General features: G+C 44.2%; 11 protein-coding genes. 7 read left to right on the top strand and 4 right to left on the bottom strand.

What is annotated here, in order from left to right; translation table 11 throughout:
• Positions 1-15 precede the first annotated feature (15 nt).
• The 5 genes from murG to ftsZ all read left to right on the top strand — a co-directional run bounded on the left by murG (position 16) and on the right by ftsZ (position 7,035).
• On the top strand, positions 16-1,107 hold the full coding sequence (gene murG / locus FHW36_RS07125) for an undecaprenyldiphospho-muramoylpentapeptide beta-N-acetylglucosaminyltransferase (RefSeq protein ID WP_145664595.1): 1,092 nt from the start codon (positions 16-18) through the stop codon (positions 1,105-1,107).
• Between the two features lie 18 nt (positions 1,108-1,125).
• On the top strand, positions 1,126-2,487 hold the full coding sequence (murC, locus tag FHW36_RS07120; RefSeq protein ID WP_145664592.1) for a UDP-N-acetylmuramate--L-alanine ligase: 1,362 nt from the start codon (positions 1,126-1,128) through the stop codon (positions 2,485-2,487).
• Between the two features lie 12 nt (positions 2,488-2,499).
• Complete coding sequence (locus FHW36_RS07115) at positions 2,500-3,600, top strand: cell division protein FtsQ/DivIB (RefSeq protein ID WP_145664589.1); 1,101 nt, start codon at positions 2,500-2,502, stop codon at positions 3,598-3,600.
• On the top strand, positions 3,597-5,000 hold the full coding sequence (ftsA, locus tag FHW36_RS07110) for a cell division protein FtsA (RefSeq protein ID WP_145664586.1): 1,404 nt from the start codon (positions 3,597-3,599) through the stop codon (positions 4,998-5,000). Before FHW36_RS07115 ends, ftsA begins: the two co-directional genes overlap by 4 nt.
• Before the next feature lie 172 nt (positions 5,001-5,172).
• Positions 5,173-7,035 (top strand): cell division protein FtsZ, encoded by a 1,863-nt coding sequence (gene ftsZ / locus FHW36_RS07105; protein ID WP_145664583.1) that lies wholly within the window; start codon positions 5,173-5,175, stop codon positions 7,033-7,035.
• A gap of 89 nt (positions 7,036-7,124) precedes the next feature.
• On the opposite strand, the gene FHW36_RS07100 is transcribed toward ftsZ, so the two are convergent.
• The 3 genes from FHW36_RS07100 to FHW36_RS07090 form a co-directional block, all read right to left on the bottom strand.
• The gene (locus tag FHW36_RS07100) at positions 7,125-8,882 is read right to left on the bottom strand and encodes a DUF4091 domain-containing protein (protein WP_222429001.1); all 1,758 of its coding nucleotides are present in this window, start codon (positions 8,880-8,882) and stop codon (positions 7,125-7,127) included.
• A 197-nt stretch (positions 8,883-9,079) separates the two neighbouring features.
• Positions 9,080-11,032 carry a KUP/HAK/KT family potassium transporter gene (locus tag FHW36_RS07095; protein WP_145664581.1) on the bottom strand — a complete coding sequence of 651 codons (1,953 nt, stop codon included), beginning with the start codon at positions 11,030-11,032 and terminating at the stop codon, positions 9,080-9,082.
• 158 nt (positions 11,033-11,190) lie between these two features.
• A complete protein-coding gene (locus FHW36_RS07090) occupies positions 11,191-12,732 on the bottom strand; it encodes an OmpA family protein (RefSeq protein ID WP_145664578.1) in 1,542 nt (513 codons plus the stop codon).
• Positions 12,733-13,045: 313 nt separating this feature from the next.
• Here FHW36_RS07090 and FHW36_RS07085 point away from each other — a divergent pair, with 313 nt between their 5' ends.
• Together FHW36_RS07085 and recJ are read left to right on the top strand one after the other, a co-directional pair.
• Complete coding sequence (locus FHW36_RS07085; protein WP_186452326.1) at positions 13,046-14,011, top strand: polyprenyl synthetase family protein; 966 nt, start codon at positions 13,046-13,048, stop codon at positions 14,009-14,011.
• A 111-nt stretch (positions 14,012-14,122) separates the two neighbouring features.
• On the top strand, positions 14,123-15,832 hold the full coding sequence (gene recJ, locus FHW36_RS07080; RefSeq protein WP_145664572.1) for a single-stranded-DNA-specific exonuclease RecJ: 1,710 nt from the start codon (positions 14,123-14,125) through the stop codon (positions 15,830-15,832).
• Between the two features lie 15 nt (positions 15,833-15,847).
• Here recJ and FHW36_RS07075 read toward each other — a convergent pair whose 3' ends face one another.
• Entirely contained in the window at positions 15,848-16,612 is a 765-nt protein-coding gene (locus FHW36_RS07075) for a carboxylesterase family protein (RefSeq protein WP_145664568.1), read from the bottom strand.
• Positions 16,613-16,665 lie beyond the last annotated feature (53 nt).

Raw genomic sequence — 16,665 nt, 5'->3', positions numbered from 1 at the left:
TAAGTAATAAAACACATGCAACGCAAAGTGATCATAGCAGGCGGCGGTACCGGGGGACATATCTTCCCGGCGATAGCTATCGCGAATGCGTTGAAAAAAATTCAACCGGATACCAACATCTTATTTGTAGGTGCCGCCGGAAAAATGGAAATGGAAAAAGTACCGCAGGCAGGTTATCCTATCGAAGGACTGGAAATCGCGGGATTCAATCGCAGTAATATCTTCAAAAACATACTACTGCCTTTTAAAATATGGAAAAGCCTGCGCCGTGCAAAAACCATCCTCCGCAACTTTCAGCCGGATGTAGTGGTAGGTGTGGGTGGATACGCCAGCTTCCCTATGCTCAACAGGGCACAGAAAGATGGTATTCCGACCCTGATCCAGGAACAAAATTCCTTTGCGGGAAAGACCAATAAAATACTGGGCAAAAAAGCCAGGAAAATTTGTGTGGCATATGATGGTATGGATAAATTTTTCCCGGCCAATAAACTGGTCCTCACCGGCAACCCGGTAAGAAACAACATCTCCCAGTCGGCCGTAACCCGGGAAGATGCCCTGCAGCATTTCGGTCTGAGTCCTTTGAAACAAACCATTTTTGCAGTAGGCGGTAGCTTAGGTGCTAAATCTATTAATGAAGGATTACAGCCCTTGCTGAAAACTATTGCAGATAAAGATATACAGCTCATCTGGCAAACGGGGAAGCCCTATTACGAAACTGCCAAGGCAGCGGCAGCACCATATGAATCACATGTTAAAGTATATGATTTCATCAACGTAATGGACTTTGCCTATAAAGCAGCAGATGTGGTACTATCAAGAGCAGGCGCATTGGCCATCGCAGAATTATGTGTAGTAAAGAAACCCGTGATCTTTGTGCCCTATCCCTTTGCAGCGGAAGACCATCAAACGTCCAATGCTATGAACCTGGTTAACAAACATGCCGGTTTAATCATTAAGGACAGTGATGTAGCCAGTCAGCTGGAAAATGTGTTATTCAGTTTACTGCAAAACAGAGCATTGATGGAACAACTGGAAAACAATATCGGCAAACTGGGAAACCCCAATGCAGATATGGTGATTGCGAAACAAGTATTGGAAATTATTTAGAGAGATTTAGCAGCATATATGGATTTGAACAACATACAAAGGGTTTATTTCATCGGTATCGGTGGTATTGGCATGAGCGCCATTGCCCGCTTTTTTAATGAAAAAGGCGTGCAGGTAAGCGGTTATGACCGTACTGCTACGGCGCTTACCAGGCAACTGGAGGCAGAGGGTATGCAAATCCATTATACAGACGATATCAACCTGGTGGATAAACAGGCTAACCTGGTAGTATATACGCCGGCAATTCCGGCTGCACATACTGAACTGCAGTGGTTCCGTGAGCAGGGCTATGAAGTAATAAAGCGCAGTGATGTATTGCAGGAAATTACCCGCTCCCTGTTTGCCATTACTGTAGCAGGTACCCATGGTAAAACCACCGTTTCTACCATGATTGCGCACCTGCTTACCGACAGCGGATACGGTTGCAACGCCTTCCTCGGTGGTATCAGCGTTAACTATGATAAAAATTTTTGGAGCAGCAGCAAACAAGTAGCCGTTATTGAAGCAGATGAATATGATCGCTCTTTCCTGAAATTAAGTCCGGACATCGCTATACTGACTGCCATGGATGCAGATCACCTGGATATTTACGGTACACCGGCAGCCATGGAAGATGCATTTATTCAGTATACCCACAATATTAAGCCCAATGGCACACTGATTGCTAAGTTCGGCCTGCATCGGAATAATGAGCTCAACGCTACCAATAAGTTGTTGTACAGTTTACAAAACGACGTAGCCAATGCTTATGCTGCCAATATCCGCATGCACAACGGCGGATATGAGTTTGATGTGATGCAGAGCGACTGGATGATTGACAATATTTCGCTGCACATTGGTGGCATGCATAATGTGGAAAACGCAGTAGCAGCCATTACAGTAGCGCATCTGCTGGGTATAGATGCTGATAAAATCAGGGCCGCTATGGCCAGCTTCAAAGGTATCAAACGCAGGTTTGAGTATGTGGTAAAAGCAGCGCAGCAGGTATATATCGATGATTATGCGCACCATCCGGAAGAGCTGCGGGCACTGATTGCCAGCGCCAAAGCGTTATTCCCGGGTAAAAAATGTACTGTTATTTTCCAACCGCATTTATTTACCCGTACCCGTGACCTGGCAGATGGTTTCGCTGAAAGTCTTTCCCTGGCAGATGAAGTAATACTACTCCCTATCTACCCGGCACGTGAACTGCCTATCGAAGGAGTGACCAGCGAAATGATTGCATCGAAAATAACAGTACCCGTAAAAATATTGCCGAAAGAGTCGGTAGTGGAATATGTGGAAAAACATCCATCCCCACTATTGATCACGGCCGGCGCCGGAGATATAGATCAGTTAAAAGAAACAATTGCCCGGACACTAAAAAACAGGACCACATAAAAAAGTAAACATTTGTCTAAAACTACCATCATATTAAAACGACTGGGCACACTCCTCCTCTGGGGGCTGGCGTTGACAGGCTTTGTAGTATTGCTGGTAGCTGCTATACAAGACAAAGATGCCGGTAAATGTAAAGGCATACAGGTGAAGTTTGAAGGGAAAGATGACAACTTCTTCATCGAACCCAAAGACATCAAATCACTGATTGCGAAAGATAAAAACCTGAACCCGGTAGGCAAAAAGATCGGCGATATTAATATCGCCCAACTGGAAGCCCTGGTAGACCAGGATCCATGGGTAAAAAACGCGGAGATTTACTTCGATAACAAGCAACAACTGAATATCAAAGTAACGCAACGCGAACCGGTAGCAAGGATATTTACCTTTTCCGGTAACAGCTTTTACCTCGATGCGGCAGGAGAACATATACCGGTATCCGGTCGTTATGCCGCCAGGGTGCCCGTATTCACCGGCTTCCCCACAGATGCAGAAAAGCTGCAGAAAGCAGATAGCCTGCTCTCCACGCAAATTGTGGATATGGGCAATTATATTGGTAATGATCCGTTTTGGATGGCACAGGTAGAGCAGCTCATGATCACACCCGATCGTAAGTTTGAATTCATACCTAAACTGGGCGACCAGGTGATTGTATTCGGAGATGGTACTGATATAGAAAAGAAATTTGTCAAATTATTGGCTTTTTACAAAGAAGGATTGAATAAAGTAGGATGGAATAACTATACGCGCATTAATATCGCATTTGAGAATGAAGTAGTGTGTACCCGTAAAGATGGCGTAGTTCCATTACAACCGGTGATCAAAGCAGACAGTATAAAACTGCCGGCCGTAGATGAACCACCTATCGCAGATGTAGAAGATGCCGATAGCGGAGCCGTAGCGCATCCGGTAGCAACATCCCCCAAACCGGAGGCCGTAAAACCGGCTGCTAAACCGGAACATCCGGCAAAAGGAAAAGAAAAGGCGAAAACGCAGCATGAGAAAGTAGTGAAGAAAGCAAAAGCAGCCCCTGCGCCCGCCAAACAACAACCCAAAGCAGTGTATAAGCCAGGGAATAAATCTGTTAACACATCAAAAAAACAAAAAACGCCATGAATCAGGAAGCTCCCATCATTGTAGGACTCGACATAGGTACTACGAAGATTGCTGCCATTGCAGGACGGAAGAATGAATACGGGAAACTGGAAATCCTGGGATTCGGAAAAGCTACATCATTTGGTGTACAGCACGGTATGGTGCTGAACATCGACCAAACGATCAAAGCTATCAGGCAAGCACTCGAAAATTGTTATGCATCCAACCCCAACCTGGAAATTAACGAGGTATACGTTGGCATAGCCGGCCATCATATAAAAAGTTTGCAAACCCGCGGGGATATTGTACGCAATGACACTGATGCGGAAATATCCCAGAAAGATATTGATCAACTGATTAATGATCAGTATAAAACAGTCATTCCCGCGAGTGATCAGATCATCGATGTGATCCCGCAGCAATATATTGTGGACAGCCTGCAAAACATCACTTACCCCATTGGCATGTCGGGAGTAAAGGTGGGCGCTAACTTCCACATCATCACCGGCGATAAAAACGCCATTCGTAACATTAACCGCAGCGTGGAAAAATCCGGTCTCAAAATCCGGGACCTCGTACTCCAGCCACTGGCTTCCGCTGCCGCTGTTATGTGCGACATGGACTTCGAAGCAGGTGTAGCCATTGTTGACATTGGTGGTGGCACCACTGATCTGGCCGTGTTCTACGAAGGTATTCTCAAGCATACTGCAGTAATTCCCTACGGCGGAGAAAACATTACCAATGACATCAAAAACGGATTAGGCGTATTAAAAACACAGGCAGAGCAGATGAAAGTGCAGTTTGGTTATGCACTGGCAGATGAAGCCAAAAGCAATGCCTATATCACCATTCCAGGTTTAAGAGGTCAAAGCCCCAAAGAAATTTCAGTGAAGAACCTCGCCCATATCATCCAGGCCCGTATGAGTGAAATACTCGATTTCGTAGTATACCATCTCAAACAAATCGGTATGGATAATAAAATGCTGAATGGCGGTATTATACTCACCGGTGGCGGATCCCAACTGAAACACCTGATACAGTTAACTGAATATACTACCGGCGCAAGCGCCCGCATAGGTTTCCCCAACGAGCACCTGGCAAGCGGCCACATAGATGAATTAACTAAACCTATGTACGCTACCTGCGTAGGCTTGATTTTAAAAGGATATAATGATTTCGAAAATGATCGTAAAGCGCTGGAAGAAAACTATGTAAAGATTAATACCAGCTATCTGGCAAAAGAACAGGCTGCCCAATCCGTAGCACAGCCTGAAGACTGGATAGAAGAAACGGGCCCCAGCAGCCAGGAAATACAAGACCGTAAAGCAAAAGAAAGAAACGCATCCCTGAAAAACTTCTTAGACAAAATGAAAACAAAAATCATTGACATGTTTACAGAAGAAGAAGATGCTAAACTTTAATCGCTATATGGCGCAATTGTTGTAACCAGCAAACGTTTATTATAATAAGAATTAAGAACGATAATTAATAATGACAGGACAAATGAACCATAGTAACATAATAGCATACACGCACTTAATTCTTAATAGTTCATTATTAATTAATCGTACTAACCCATAAAAGTATAGAGTCATGATACATTTTGATCTTCCTAAAGAAAAATCTTCTATCATCAAAGTCATCGGCATAGGTGGTGGTGGAAGCAACGCGGTGAATCATATGTATAGCCAGCGCATTGAAGGGGTAAATTTCATTATTTGCAATACCGATGCACAAGCTATTGCTAACAGTCCCGTTCCCAATAAAATTCAGTTGGGACCTCACCTCACGCAGGGACTTGGTGCCGGTGCAAATCCTGAAATCGGAAAACAGGCGACAGAAGAGTCCTTTGAGGAAATCAAAAAAATACTGGAGGTAAATACCAAAATGGCCTTCATTACTGCCGGTATGGGCGGTGGCACCGGTACCGGTGGCGCCCCTATCATCGCACGTATATGTAAGGAACTGGGTATCCTGACCGTTGGTATCGTTACGACTCCTTTCTCCTACGAAGGAAAGAAAAGAATGTTGCAAGCCGATGAAGGCGTACAACGTCTGAAAGAATACGTAGACACCCTGCTGATTATCTCCAACGATAAATTACGCCAGAAATTCGGTGACCTGAAATTCAAGGCTGCCTTCGAAAAAGCAGATAACGTACTGGCAACCGCCGCCAAATGTATCACTGATGTGATCAATTCTACCGGTCAGATCAACGTGGACTTTGCCGACGTTTGTACTGTTATGCGTAACGGTGGTGTAGCCATCCTCGGCGCTGCCCTGGCGGAAGGTGAAAACCGTGCACAGAGAGCCATCGAAGATGCCCTGACTTCTCCATTGCTGAACGACAACGATATACGCGGTGCTAAATGGATCCTCATCAATATCTCCTCTTCCGAAGGTGAATTCGAACATACACTGGATGAAATGGATGTTATCCAGGCCTACGTACAAAGCCAGGCTGGTGAAGATTGCGATGTGATCCTCGGTGTGGGATACGACCAGTCACTCGACAGACAACTGGGCGTAACCATCATTGCTACTGGCTTTGAACAAAAACCTATCACCCAGCAAAAAATAACACCCTCTACCCAGGAACGCGTAGAACCTAAAATAGTAATGCAACTGGGCAAAGATGGCGATGAGAAGAAAATGAATCTGCAACAACAGTCGCAAGGCCTGCTGTTCCAGGAACCACAAGACCTGATGGCGCCACGACTGATGGAACCGGTGATTACACATCCGGAGCCTGTCATTCCTTATACACCGCCGCAACCGCAGCAACAGCAACAGGCGCCTATCGCTCCTGCCCGTCAGAACTATGTGCTGAGTGTACAACAAGTACCTTCTACCCCACAGCAACCTGACCCGCAGATACAACAACAAATGCAACAGGCAGCACAGCAACAACAGCTACAGCAAATGCAGCAGATGCAGCAACAACAAATGCAGCAACAACAGCAGATGCAGCCTGTTCAGCAAGTGCCGCCCGCACATATACAGCAGCCAGGCGTGAATGTTATCCAGCCACAAACAGGTAACGCTGCCGGCGGATACCTGAACAGACCTGCACATATTTACGTGGAACCAGGCAGTGCACCCGCTCCTGAAATGAAAATGGTATTTAAAGAGGAAGAAGATGCCGTAAACGTACCGCCAACACCTCCGGAAGTGCCTATGCAGCAAGCATATGAAGACCTGGAAGAACAAAAACGCAAACAGGCAGAAAGAGTAGCCAAATTGCGCAGCATCAGCTTCAATGTGAAAAACATGGACAATAATGCAGAACTGGAAAATGTACCTGCCTACCTGCGTAGAAACGTAAACCTGGACAATGGTGCAGGATCTGCCGAACATTTCTACTCCAATTATACCGTGAGTGGGGATCCGGCACAAAATAATCACCCGGAAATCAATACTATCAATACCTTTTTAGATGGGAAAAAGCCCGATTGATGAACACATTTGATTGTTTTTTAGTTGTGTTAAAAAAATCCTCCGGTTCTCCGGAGGATTTTTTTATAATAGCACCTTATGAATGCCAATTATAATTCATTCAATCCTTGTTTGGCAGCCTGTAAAATAGTGGCGGCTGGCGTGGTTTTCAACACCTGTACATCACAAGGTTCCAGCAACTGGTTCAATTTATTCAAAGCGGCCGTGTTACTACTTCTTGTAAACTCCTCCTTCAATAACCTGATCTTTTCAAAATCCTGTATACCTTCCACCATTCTTTCAAAACGGATAGAAGATCTCGGTCCCGGATATACGAAATAAGTATCTCCGGCGGCCCAGGAACGGAAACGGGAATCTAACAGCGGTGCTTTCACCCAACTGTTATAAGCCCAGCGTAAATAACCGCTATATCCTTTGTGAGCAGCATACCAGCCCATAAACGCTGATTCTGCCGGAGGTGAAAACGTAAATGTATTAGGATATCCTTCTGCACAATAAGTGTAAAAAGTAGTAGGTAATCCTTTCTGTATACGCTCTTTCATTACTTCCGCGGGGAATACTTCCTTGGAGGCTACACAATAATCGTAAATCTCCTGTGCAATAGGCGCATGATAGCTTCCTGCCAGCGATACTTTGAAGTCCTTATCTGCTTTTCTGATAATAGCCAGCGCCTGTTTCATGTCTTCCATGGTTCTTTCATCCATTGCAATAGCGGTAATATTAAACCAGCCCTTTGCTTTCAGATGTTTCACAAAATCATTCAGCATAGGCTGCCAGTGAGCAGTATACTCAGGAGTACCTGGTTTTGCTACAATGAAGGTGTCTTTGCCTGCCGCTTCATCATAGTAATAAAATTTCAGGTTCCACGGAATCATACTATAGCAGTTGATTTCCTTGCGAATACCCAGGTCCATCATGAACTGCACCCATTTGTCAAACACAGTATAATCGTATACCCAGCTACCATTTTTCTTCTTCGTCCATTTAACCATGGTACCGTAGATGTCTTCTGTTTGTCCATTCCATGGATCATATATAATGGCAGTAGTAATTACCTTCTGTCCGGCGTCTGCCAACATCTTCATATAGGGCTTCATGGCTTTAAAATGCGCATCACTCCAAGGTTTCACGCCATATACACGAGCCACGGCATTCGGACTTTGCCACAGATCCAGGTGAAATTTCCAATCTTTCGGCGCTGGTAATGTGCGGTCTGTTACCGTCACTTCATAAGGCAGGCTTATGGTACTCGCTCCAGCTTTTACGCTGATGCTACCGTTATAAATGCCTGCAGGCGTGTTGGCTGGCACCTGTATACTCAACCATACTGGCTGCGTATTATTGGCAGCAATGTCCCTTTTATTGATCATGTCGATACCATCTGCTACGAGAGAAGAATCAAAATCGACTGGCTTCCGGTAACCACAACCGGTGCCATCTTTATTCAGTTCATCTGTCATAATATAGCGTACAAATCCTGTGGAGATGGCATCCGCAGCGATCTTCTGTCCTTTGCCATTCTGCAGCGGCGATGTTTGTATACTCACCGATGGCTGCGCAGTGCTAGTCCAGATAACCAATTGGGTATGTACACGCTCTCCTTTCCAGGCTTTAACGGCCCAGGAAGGGGATAAGGCTTTATCATCCGGCGCATTTCTTTTATCATAACGGGTATCAGCAGTACCAAATGCTACGTGCAGCCGGGAGCCATTAACAGCTGCCCAGGAGGCCTGGTTAACGGGCTTGGGATCGGGCAGTTCCCTGTAGTCGCTGGAGGGAGAAGTTTGCGCCCATACGTTTTGTTGCAATGCCAGCAAGGCCAGCATGCCAAAAAATTTGTTCACCATACTAAAATTTAGAGATTCGCGGATATGGGATGTCAGGATTCAATACTGAATGTCCGTATCCCGGAAAACACCCAATATCTATAAAAAAAAGGGATTTTTCATATTTATGGTATAGACGGAAAGCGACTATTCATCGCATAAAAAATGGGGTTTTCAGTGTGTATCTGAAAACCCCATCTCAAGAAAATGACTATCTATTAATGTACAATACGCTTCAACTGCAAATTAGTAACAGGAGCTACCACCAACGGATATTTCTCAATGGTTACATAGCTGGAATCCAGCCCAAAGCCTCTTTCTTCCGATAAGCTGATCTTTTTCAGGAAGAAATACATCTTCATCACCATCCGCTCATAAAGCGGCAAATCGTTGTCGTGTGACAGGAATTTCTCCATTACTATAAACTGGAAATCGCCCACCACATTATTCTTACTTAACGATTCGTAACGGCTGGTGATATTCACTTCCTTATTGCGTACCATGTCTTCCACCACCATTCTGAACATGAGGTTGATACGTTGTTCCACTTTAAATCCAAGGCGGAACTCTACACGTATTACTTCATTGGGAATAATAGTTTGCACAGAATATTCACTGAGATAAGGTTCATCCACCACATCAACATGCACAAACCAGTAAATATCCGCCCGTTTAGGTTTTTTGTTGAGAATAGAATAAATGATTTTGTGTTCTATCTCCTTAGGATTATCTGCGCTACTCATATAAACCAGGTGAGTAGCATACTTGGGGATAGAAGTATCGTTACTGAGTTCCTGGATAATAGGCAGGTAATCTTCCAGGCGGACAAACTCCACGTAACGGTTCTTGATCTTACGTGACTTGAACCATACAATCATCACCAGGAAAAGTGCGCCGGCTACTATCACAGTAACATAACCGCCATGCATGAATTTCACGACGTTGGCAAACAGGAAGGAAAATTCTATGGTAAAATAAACGACCAGGTATAACAGGATCCAACCTACCCATACCCGTTTGGTATACAGATAAAAAGCAAACAGGCAGGAAGTCATTAACATACAAATAGTAATAGACAAACCATAGGCAGCTTCCATGTTACCTGATTCCTGGAAAAAGAGTACAATGGCAGAACAGCCCACAAACAGCATGGTGTTGATACCTGGAATATATAGCTGGCCTCTCATTTCAGTGGGATAGTTTACCCGCATTTTAGGCCACAGGTTTAAACGCATGGCTTCTGCAATGAGCGTAAAGGAACCCGAAATGAGTGCCTGGCTGGCAATAACGGAGGCCAGGGTGGCGATCAAAACGCCAAAAATGATGAACCATTCCGGCATGATGGTAAAGAACGGATTTTGATCTTTTGGAAGAATCTGTCCTTTTTGGGTAAGCAACCAGGCCCCTTGTCCGAGATAGTTTAAAATAAGACAGGATTTTACGAAAATCCAGGATACCCTGATATTGCCTCTACCACAGTGACCAAGGTCGGAATAAAGAGCTTCGGCTCCTGTAGTACACAGGAATACAGCACCCAGAATAAGGAATCCTTTGGGGTAGGTAGTTAATAGTTCAATAGCGTAGTGGGGGCTAAAGGCTTTAAAGATGCTGAGGTCATCGGCAATATGTGAAATACCAAGAATGCCAAGCATAGAAAACCAGAGTACCATGATGGGACCAAACAGTCGGCCTATAGATACTGTACCGAACTGCTGCATTACGAAAAGCCCGGTAATAATGGTCAATACAATCTTTACGATGGTCATTTGGCCAAGATCCTTGAAGACTTCCAGGGTTCTTAAACCTTCAATAGCAGAGGTAACCGTAATGGGAGGGGTAATGATACCGTCTGCCAGTAAGGCAGCGCCTCCTATCATACCGAAGATAACCGCCCATTTGGCGTGACGCCTGACAAGGGCATAGAGGGAGAAGATGCCTCCTTCTCCTTTATTATCTGCACGAAGGGTCAGTATAACGTATTTAACAGTGGTTTGTAGGGTAAGTGTCCATATAATACAGGATATACCTCCAACTACCAGCAGATCGCTGATGGGGTTTCCTCCTACGATGGCTTTGAACACATAAAGTGGAGATGTTCCGATGTCGCCATAGATAATGCCGAGTGCTACTACCAGACCAGCCAGGGAGACCCTGTTAATATTTATTCCCACGTAATAAAAAGTTGGTTAAAAAAGCCTTCAAAATTAGGGGTAAATATTGATACTCCAACAATAAATAATTATAATGGAAGTATCCGCTACAAAGAGAAAACCTCTCCCGAGTGAACGGGAGAGGTTTTCCTAGTTATCATCTTAATGAGTGATACTGATTAGTTAGCAGGAGCTAAATCAACAGTGCCAGACTCACCAGGAGTGTTTTGTTTGATGAAACGACCGCGGTCGATTCCTTGTTTGTCAGCCAGGTAGTCGATAACTGAATCAACACGACGGCTGCTCAGGTCAACACCACCTTTTTTACCTTTAGCACCTGCGTGGCCAGTAACCAGCACGTTGCAAGAAGGATTAGCTTTCAGGCTGGAAGCTACAGAAGCCAGGATAGCTTCTTGTTCGCTACCAACTTTGGTAGAAGAGCCTTTGAAAGATACGCTAGGCAGCACTAAGCTAGAGCAAGCTGGAGCTATGTGTTTGCAGCATTCTGGATCTGGGCATTTACCAACACCATCAGCGTCAACTGGCTGGCAGTAAGTTGGAGTGATCAGTTGTTTGTCTTTGTAATCAGGAACGCCATCACCATCAGTATCTTTAGCAACACCGTGAGAATCAACTGGTGCGCCTGCTGGAGTATTAGGTTCGCGATCGAACTGGTCAGTTACGCCATCACCGTCAGCATCAGGCAGAACCGGAGCTGGGATCTTCATGTGACGTGGGTTGCTCAGCTCGCTGTAAGCGTATTCCAGTGGGTTGATCCACCATAATGGCTGTACGCGTTTAGAAGAGTTACCCAGGTTGAAGTTCAGACGTAAGCTGGTGTAAGAATAGAAATCTTTGGTAGCACCGCCTGGTCCAGGATAACCATCCAGGTAAGCGTCAAATGGCAGGGTCAGTTTTTCTTCAACACCCAGGTTGAAACGTTTGCTGATTTTGAATGCGATACCGGTACCTACGTCCAGTGCGTGACGCAGCAGTTGGTTGTCGTTATGACGGCCGATAGCGATTCTGTTACCCTGAGAAGGAGCATTTTGCTCGTATTTACCATCTTGTAAAGACTTCAGGTCTTTCACGATGTCATGACGTTTCTGACCAAAATTGATGGAAGAATAGTCATAACCATTACCGTTTGCATCCAATGCATCAACGTCAACGTCAGCTACCACTATTGAGTAACCAGCCAGTACATACCAGTTAATCTTAGGTTCTGCTCTGTAGAACAGGATGTTGCTCAAAGAAGCAATCATATCCAGAGACAGCTGGTGGTTCTGAGATTTGTAGTTAGGAACGTAGAATCCGTTCTTTGCATACGTTTTAGCCCAAGGACTAGCAGCACCCGGATTATCGTAGATAGCTTTGTAGTTCTGTCCTTTATCGATAGAACCGATGTACTCAGCTCTCAGGGAAAAAGTATGACCCAGTGCTTTTCTCAGGGAGATACCACCACCAAAACCTGGTCTAGGGTTAACTGTTCCATCAATCAGGTGTAAACCACCGCTTAAACCCAGTTCCCACATATCTCTCGGTTTAGCCGGGAAATTTGATTGGTGGTTCGTGAAGTTATTTTGTTGTACCATACGCTTGCTAGACACTTTGGTGCTATCCAAAGCATCGTAGCCGGTTGGTTGAACCTGTGCAAAACTAGTAGATGCTGATAGTAAACCCACAGCGCCTGCCAGTAATAAGTACTTTTTGCTTGCCATAATTGTTTTTTTTATTAAAAACTGTTAAAAATTTACTAATAACCCGTTTTTTACCTAGCAAAGGTAAATATCATAAATGAATATACAAATTTTTCTTGCAATATTATTTTCATTGATAAGTCCTTCAATATTAAAGCTTAAATGAAAGTATTTATATACCTTAAATCTAGCTAAGTTAAAGGAATGCATACCTCGTGTTAATGAAATCTTTATCTCTTGTTAAGAGAATGTTATACTCCATATACAAATTAAAGGCCAAAATGTTAAAATGTGATTTTTAAAACCTAGCTTAGCAATCCTTTTTATTTCAGACATGGACGAGATTAAACACCTGATAGGGAAAGAATTACAGGATTTTGAAAGTAAGTTTGCAGATTCAGTAAAAAGCCATGTGCCGTTGCTGGACAGGATCATGCATTACATTGTGAAACGCAAGGGAAAGCAGATCAGGCCCATGTTTGTTTTATTATCCGCTAAGCTTTTTAATGAAAATATCCAGGAAAGCACTTATCGCGCAGCAGCCCTGGTAGAATTGCTACATACCGCCACCCTCGTACATGACGACGTAGTAGATGACGCCAATGAACGCCGTGGATTATTTTCTATCAATGCCCTGTGGAAAAACAAAATTGCAGTACTGGTGGGCGACTACCTGCTGTCAAAAGGTCTGTTATTGTCACTGAATAACAATGACTTCCGGACTTTACAAATCCTGTCTGAGGCAGTAAAGGAAATGAGCGAAGGCGAACTGCTCCAGATAGAAAAAACAAGGAAACTGAATATCAAAGAGGATATTTACTTCGAGATCATCCGCCGCAAAACAGCCTCCTTACTCGCTTCCGCCTGCGCCGCAGGTGCATGGAGCAGCAGCAATGACGAACATACCACCGAACAAATGCGCCTTTTTGGCGAAAAGGTAGGCGTTGCCTTCCAGATAAAGGATGACCTATTCGATTATGGGTCTGCCAAAATTGGTAAACCTACCGGCATAGATATAAGGGAGAAAAAAATGACCCTTCCCCTTATCTATACCCTGGAACACGCCACTCCTGATACCAGGAGAAAGATTATTAATATAGTAAAAAATCACAATACAGAAAAAGACCGCGTAGAAGAAGTCATCCGGTTAGTAAAAGCATCCGGCGGAATTGATTATACCCGCCAAAAAATGTTCGAATACCGGGATGAAGCCCTTACCATATTGAATAAATTCCCGGAAAATGCCGTCAGAAACGGACTGGAATCCCTGGTACGTTTCACAACTGACAGAACATTTTAGAAAGAATAAAAAATAATGTAATATGCAGATGAAGCTGAAAGCAGCTAGCTAACGGCAGCAGGAGACAGTAGTGGAGATACAGGCGAAGCTTTCGCTTCTTAAAACATAATAATGCAAAAACGCTGGACAGTAAAAGCATATCAACCAAATCAGGAACAGTTACTACAGTCTTCATTGCGCATACACCCTCTACTATGTAGGTTGCTGGTACAACGCAATGTGACCAATTTCGAAGCTGCCCGGCAATTTTTTCGCCCTACACTGGAAGATCTACATGATCCCTGGACAATGAAGGATATGGATAAAGCCATTTCAAGAATTGAACAGGCGTTTTTTCAGCATGAAAAAATATTGATATACGGCGACTACGATGTAGATGGTACCACCGCTGTAGCGACTGTGTATGCTTTTCTACAAAAACTCTACGGCAATATTGAATTTTATATCCCGCACCGGTACCGCGAAGGATACGGTATTTCTATGCAAGGCATCGAATATGCGAGAGACAATGATTTCAGCCTGATCATTGCACTCGACTGCGGTATAAAATCTATTGAACATATCACCCTCGCCAAAGAATGGGGTATCGACTTCATTATTTGCGACCACCATTTGCCTGATGCCATACTTCCTCCAGCAGTAGCCATCCTGAATCCCAAACAAACAGATTGTCCTTATCCTTATAAAGAACTTAGTGGGTGTGGCATCGGCTACAAACTAATTTCCGCCTTTGCACAAAAAAGAGGACTTCCTCCTTCGGAAGCCAACCAGTACCTCGACCTCGTTGCCACCAGCATCGCAGCAGATATTGTTCCGATGACCGGTGAAAACAGGGTACTTGCCTTTCACGGTCTCGTAAAAGTAAATACTGATCCGCTTCCCGGTATTAAAGCGTTGATTACACTTAGCGCCCTGAAAGAAAAGTTAACGATCGCCAACCTTGTATTCGTTATTGCCCCCCGGGTAAATGCCGCAGGCAGAATGGACGATGCCAGGAAAGCGGTAAACCTGTTTATCGAAAATGATGTGGAAAAAGCAGCTGCTATCGCCGCCGTATTGCACGCCGATAATTTCGACCGGAAAGAAATAGACAATACCATCACCCAGGAAGCCATTGTGCTCCTTCAAAATGATGCAGATATTGCCACTAAAAAATCTACAGTACTATACCAGGCACACTGGCATAAAGGAGTCGTAGGCATTGTTGCCTCCCGGCTTATCGACAAATATTACTACCGGCCAACGATTATCCTCACCCAATCGAATGACGACAAAGTTGCGGGGTCGGCACGTTCTGTGATGGGTTTCAATGTGTATGAAGCTATTCATCAATGTAAAGACCTGCTGGAAAATTATGGGGGACACTTTTACGCAGCTGGTATGACCATGAAAACAGAAAATGTAAAAGCATTCCAGGAACGCTTTGAAACAGTGGTAGCCAACACGATACGTCCCGATCAGCTGGTGCCGGAAATCGTGATCGATTCGGAAATCCAATTATCTGATATTACTCCAGCTTTTTATAATATCCTGAAACAATTTGAACCCCTGGGACCAGAAAACCTGCGCCCCGTTTTCCTGGTAAGGAATGTCACAGATAATGGTTATTCAAAAATTGTAAAAGACGAGCATATCAAATTCTCTGTAAAACAAGGCAGATATGGCCCTACCATGTCGGGGATTGGTTTTTACATGGCAGATAAATTCAGCATCTTAGCAGATAAAAAGCCATTTGATATGGCGTTTACGCTCGATGAAAATGAATGGAATGGGCAAACATCCCTGCAGCTCAAAGTAATTGATATCAGGCGCCACCAATAAGCTTATCTCTTCTAGTTATTTATGTTGCGCCAGTAACCAGGTATACACATTGGCATTAGCATAAGTGCGGGTCCAGGCATCATGGCCTCCATCAGGATATTCTGTATATTTCACATTACTGCCCAACGCCTTCAATGCATTTACCAGTACCCGCGTATTACTTACATTTACAGTAGGATCGTCTGCACTGTGGAAAGCCCATATAGGCATAGCTTTCAGGTTGGGCATCCTGTTTACATCCCCACCGCCGCTGATAGGAATAATGGCGGCAAATTTTTCCGGACGGGCTGAACTCCAGTCCCAGGTACCGAATCCTCCCATACTCAATCCAGTGAGATATACCCGGGTTGGATCCACGTGATACTTTTCCAATACTTCCTTGTATAAGATATCAAGATACTGCGGATTCCACCACCCGCTTAAACACTGCGGTGCAATGATCACGAAGGGCTTCCCTCCTGCTACTTTTACCAGTCCCACATTTTTCAGCACATTCACATTATTGCCCATTTCTCCTACACCATGCAGAAAAAATACCACTGGCCATTTATAACTTTTCTTCTCATTATAGCCATCGGGAATATAAAGGAGATAATCGCTGATGTTTCCTTTAGTATCAATCTTTTGCGCGGTAATACCCACCGTTTGCCGGCTAAAGGAATCTTCTACAGGTGGGGTATTGTCTACAGGCGCCGCAGTTTCCGTTTTTTTACAGGAAATGAGAGCAGATATGCTCAACACGATGATATAGTTTAATATTTTAATTATTCTTTTTTTCATATAACTACCAAAAACTAAAAATCCCCCATCGCATCAGCGACGGGGGACAGGTT

The organism is Chitinophaga polysaccharea, from assembly GCF_007829335.1.
In the GTDB taxonomy this organism is placed as follows: domain Bacteria; phylum Bacteroidota; class Bacteroidia; order Chitinophagales; family Chitinophagaceae; genus Chitinophaga; species Chitinophaga polysaccharea_B.
The sequence above is the reverse complement of the archived record's forward strand: the minus strand, read 5'-3'. Positions and strand labels throughout refer to the sequence as shown.

Bases quoted from the DNA above. Each gene is read 5' to 3' on its own strand.
- murG (WP_145664595.1), top strand. From the start codon at position 16: ATGCAACGCAAAGTGATCATAGCAGGCGGCGGTACCGGGGGACATATC.
- murC (WP_145664592.1), top strand. From the start codon at position 1,126: ATGGATTTGAACAACATACAAAGGGTTTATTTCATCGGTATCGGTGGT.
- ftsA (WP_145664586.1), top strand. From the start codon at position 3,597: ATGAATCAGGAAGCTCCCATCATTGTAGGACTCGACATAGGTACTACG.
- ftsZ (WP_145664583.1), top strand. From the start codon at position 5,173: ATGATACATTTTGATCTTCCTAAAGAAAAATCTTCTATCATCAAAGTC.
- FHW36_RS07100 (WP_222429001.1), bottom strand. From the start codon at position 8,882: ATGGTGAACAAATTTTTTGGCATGCTGGCCTTGCTGGCATTGCAACAA.
- FHW36_RS07090 (WP_145664578.1), bottom strand. From the start codon at position 12,732: ATGGCAAGCAAAAAGTACTTATTACTGGCAGGCGCTGTGGGTTTACTA.
- FHW36_RS07085 (WP_186452326.1), top strand. From the start codon at position 13,046: ATGGACGAGATTAAACACCTGATAGGGAAAGAATTACAGGATTTTGAA.
- recJ (WP_145664572.1), top strand. From the start codon at position 14,123: ATGCAAAAACGCTGGACAGTAAAAGCATATCAACCAAATCAGGAACAG.
- FHW36_RS07075 (WP_145664568.1), bottom strand. From the start codon at position 16,612: ATGAAAAAAAGAATAATTAAAATATTAAACTATATCATCGTGTTGAGC.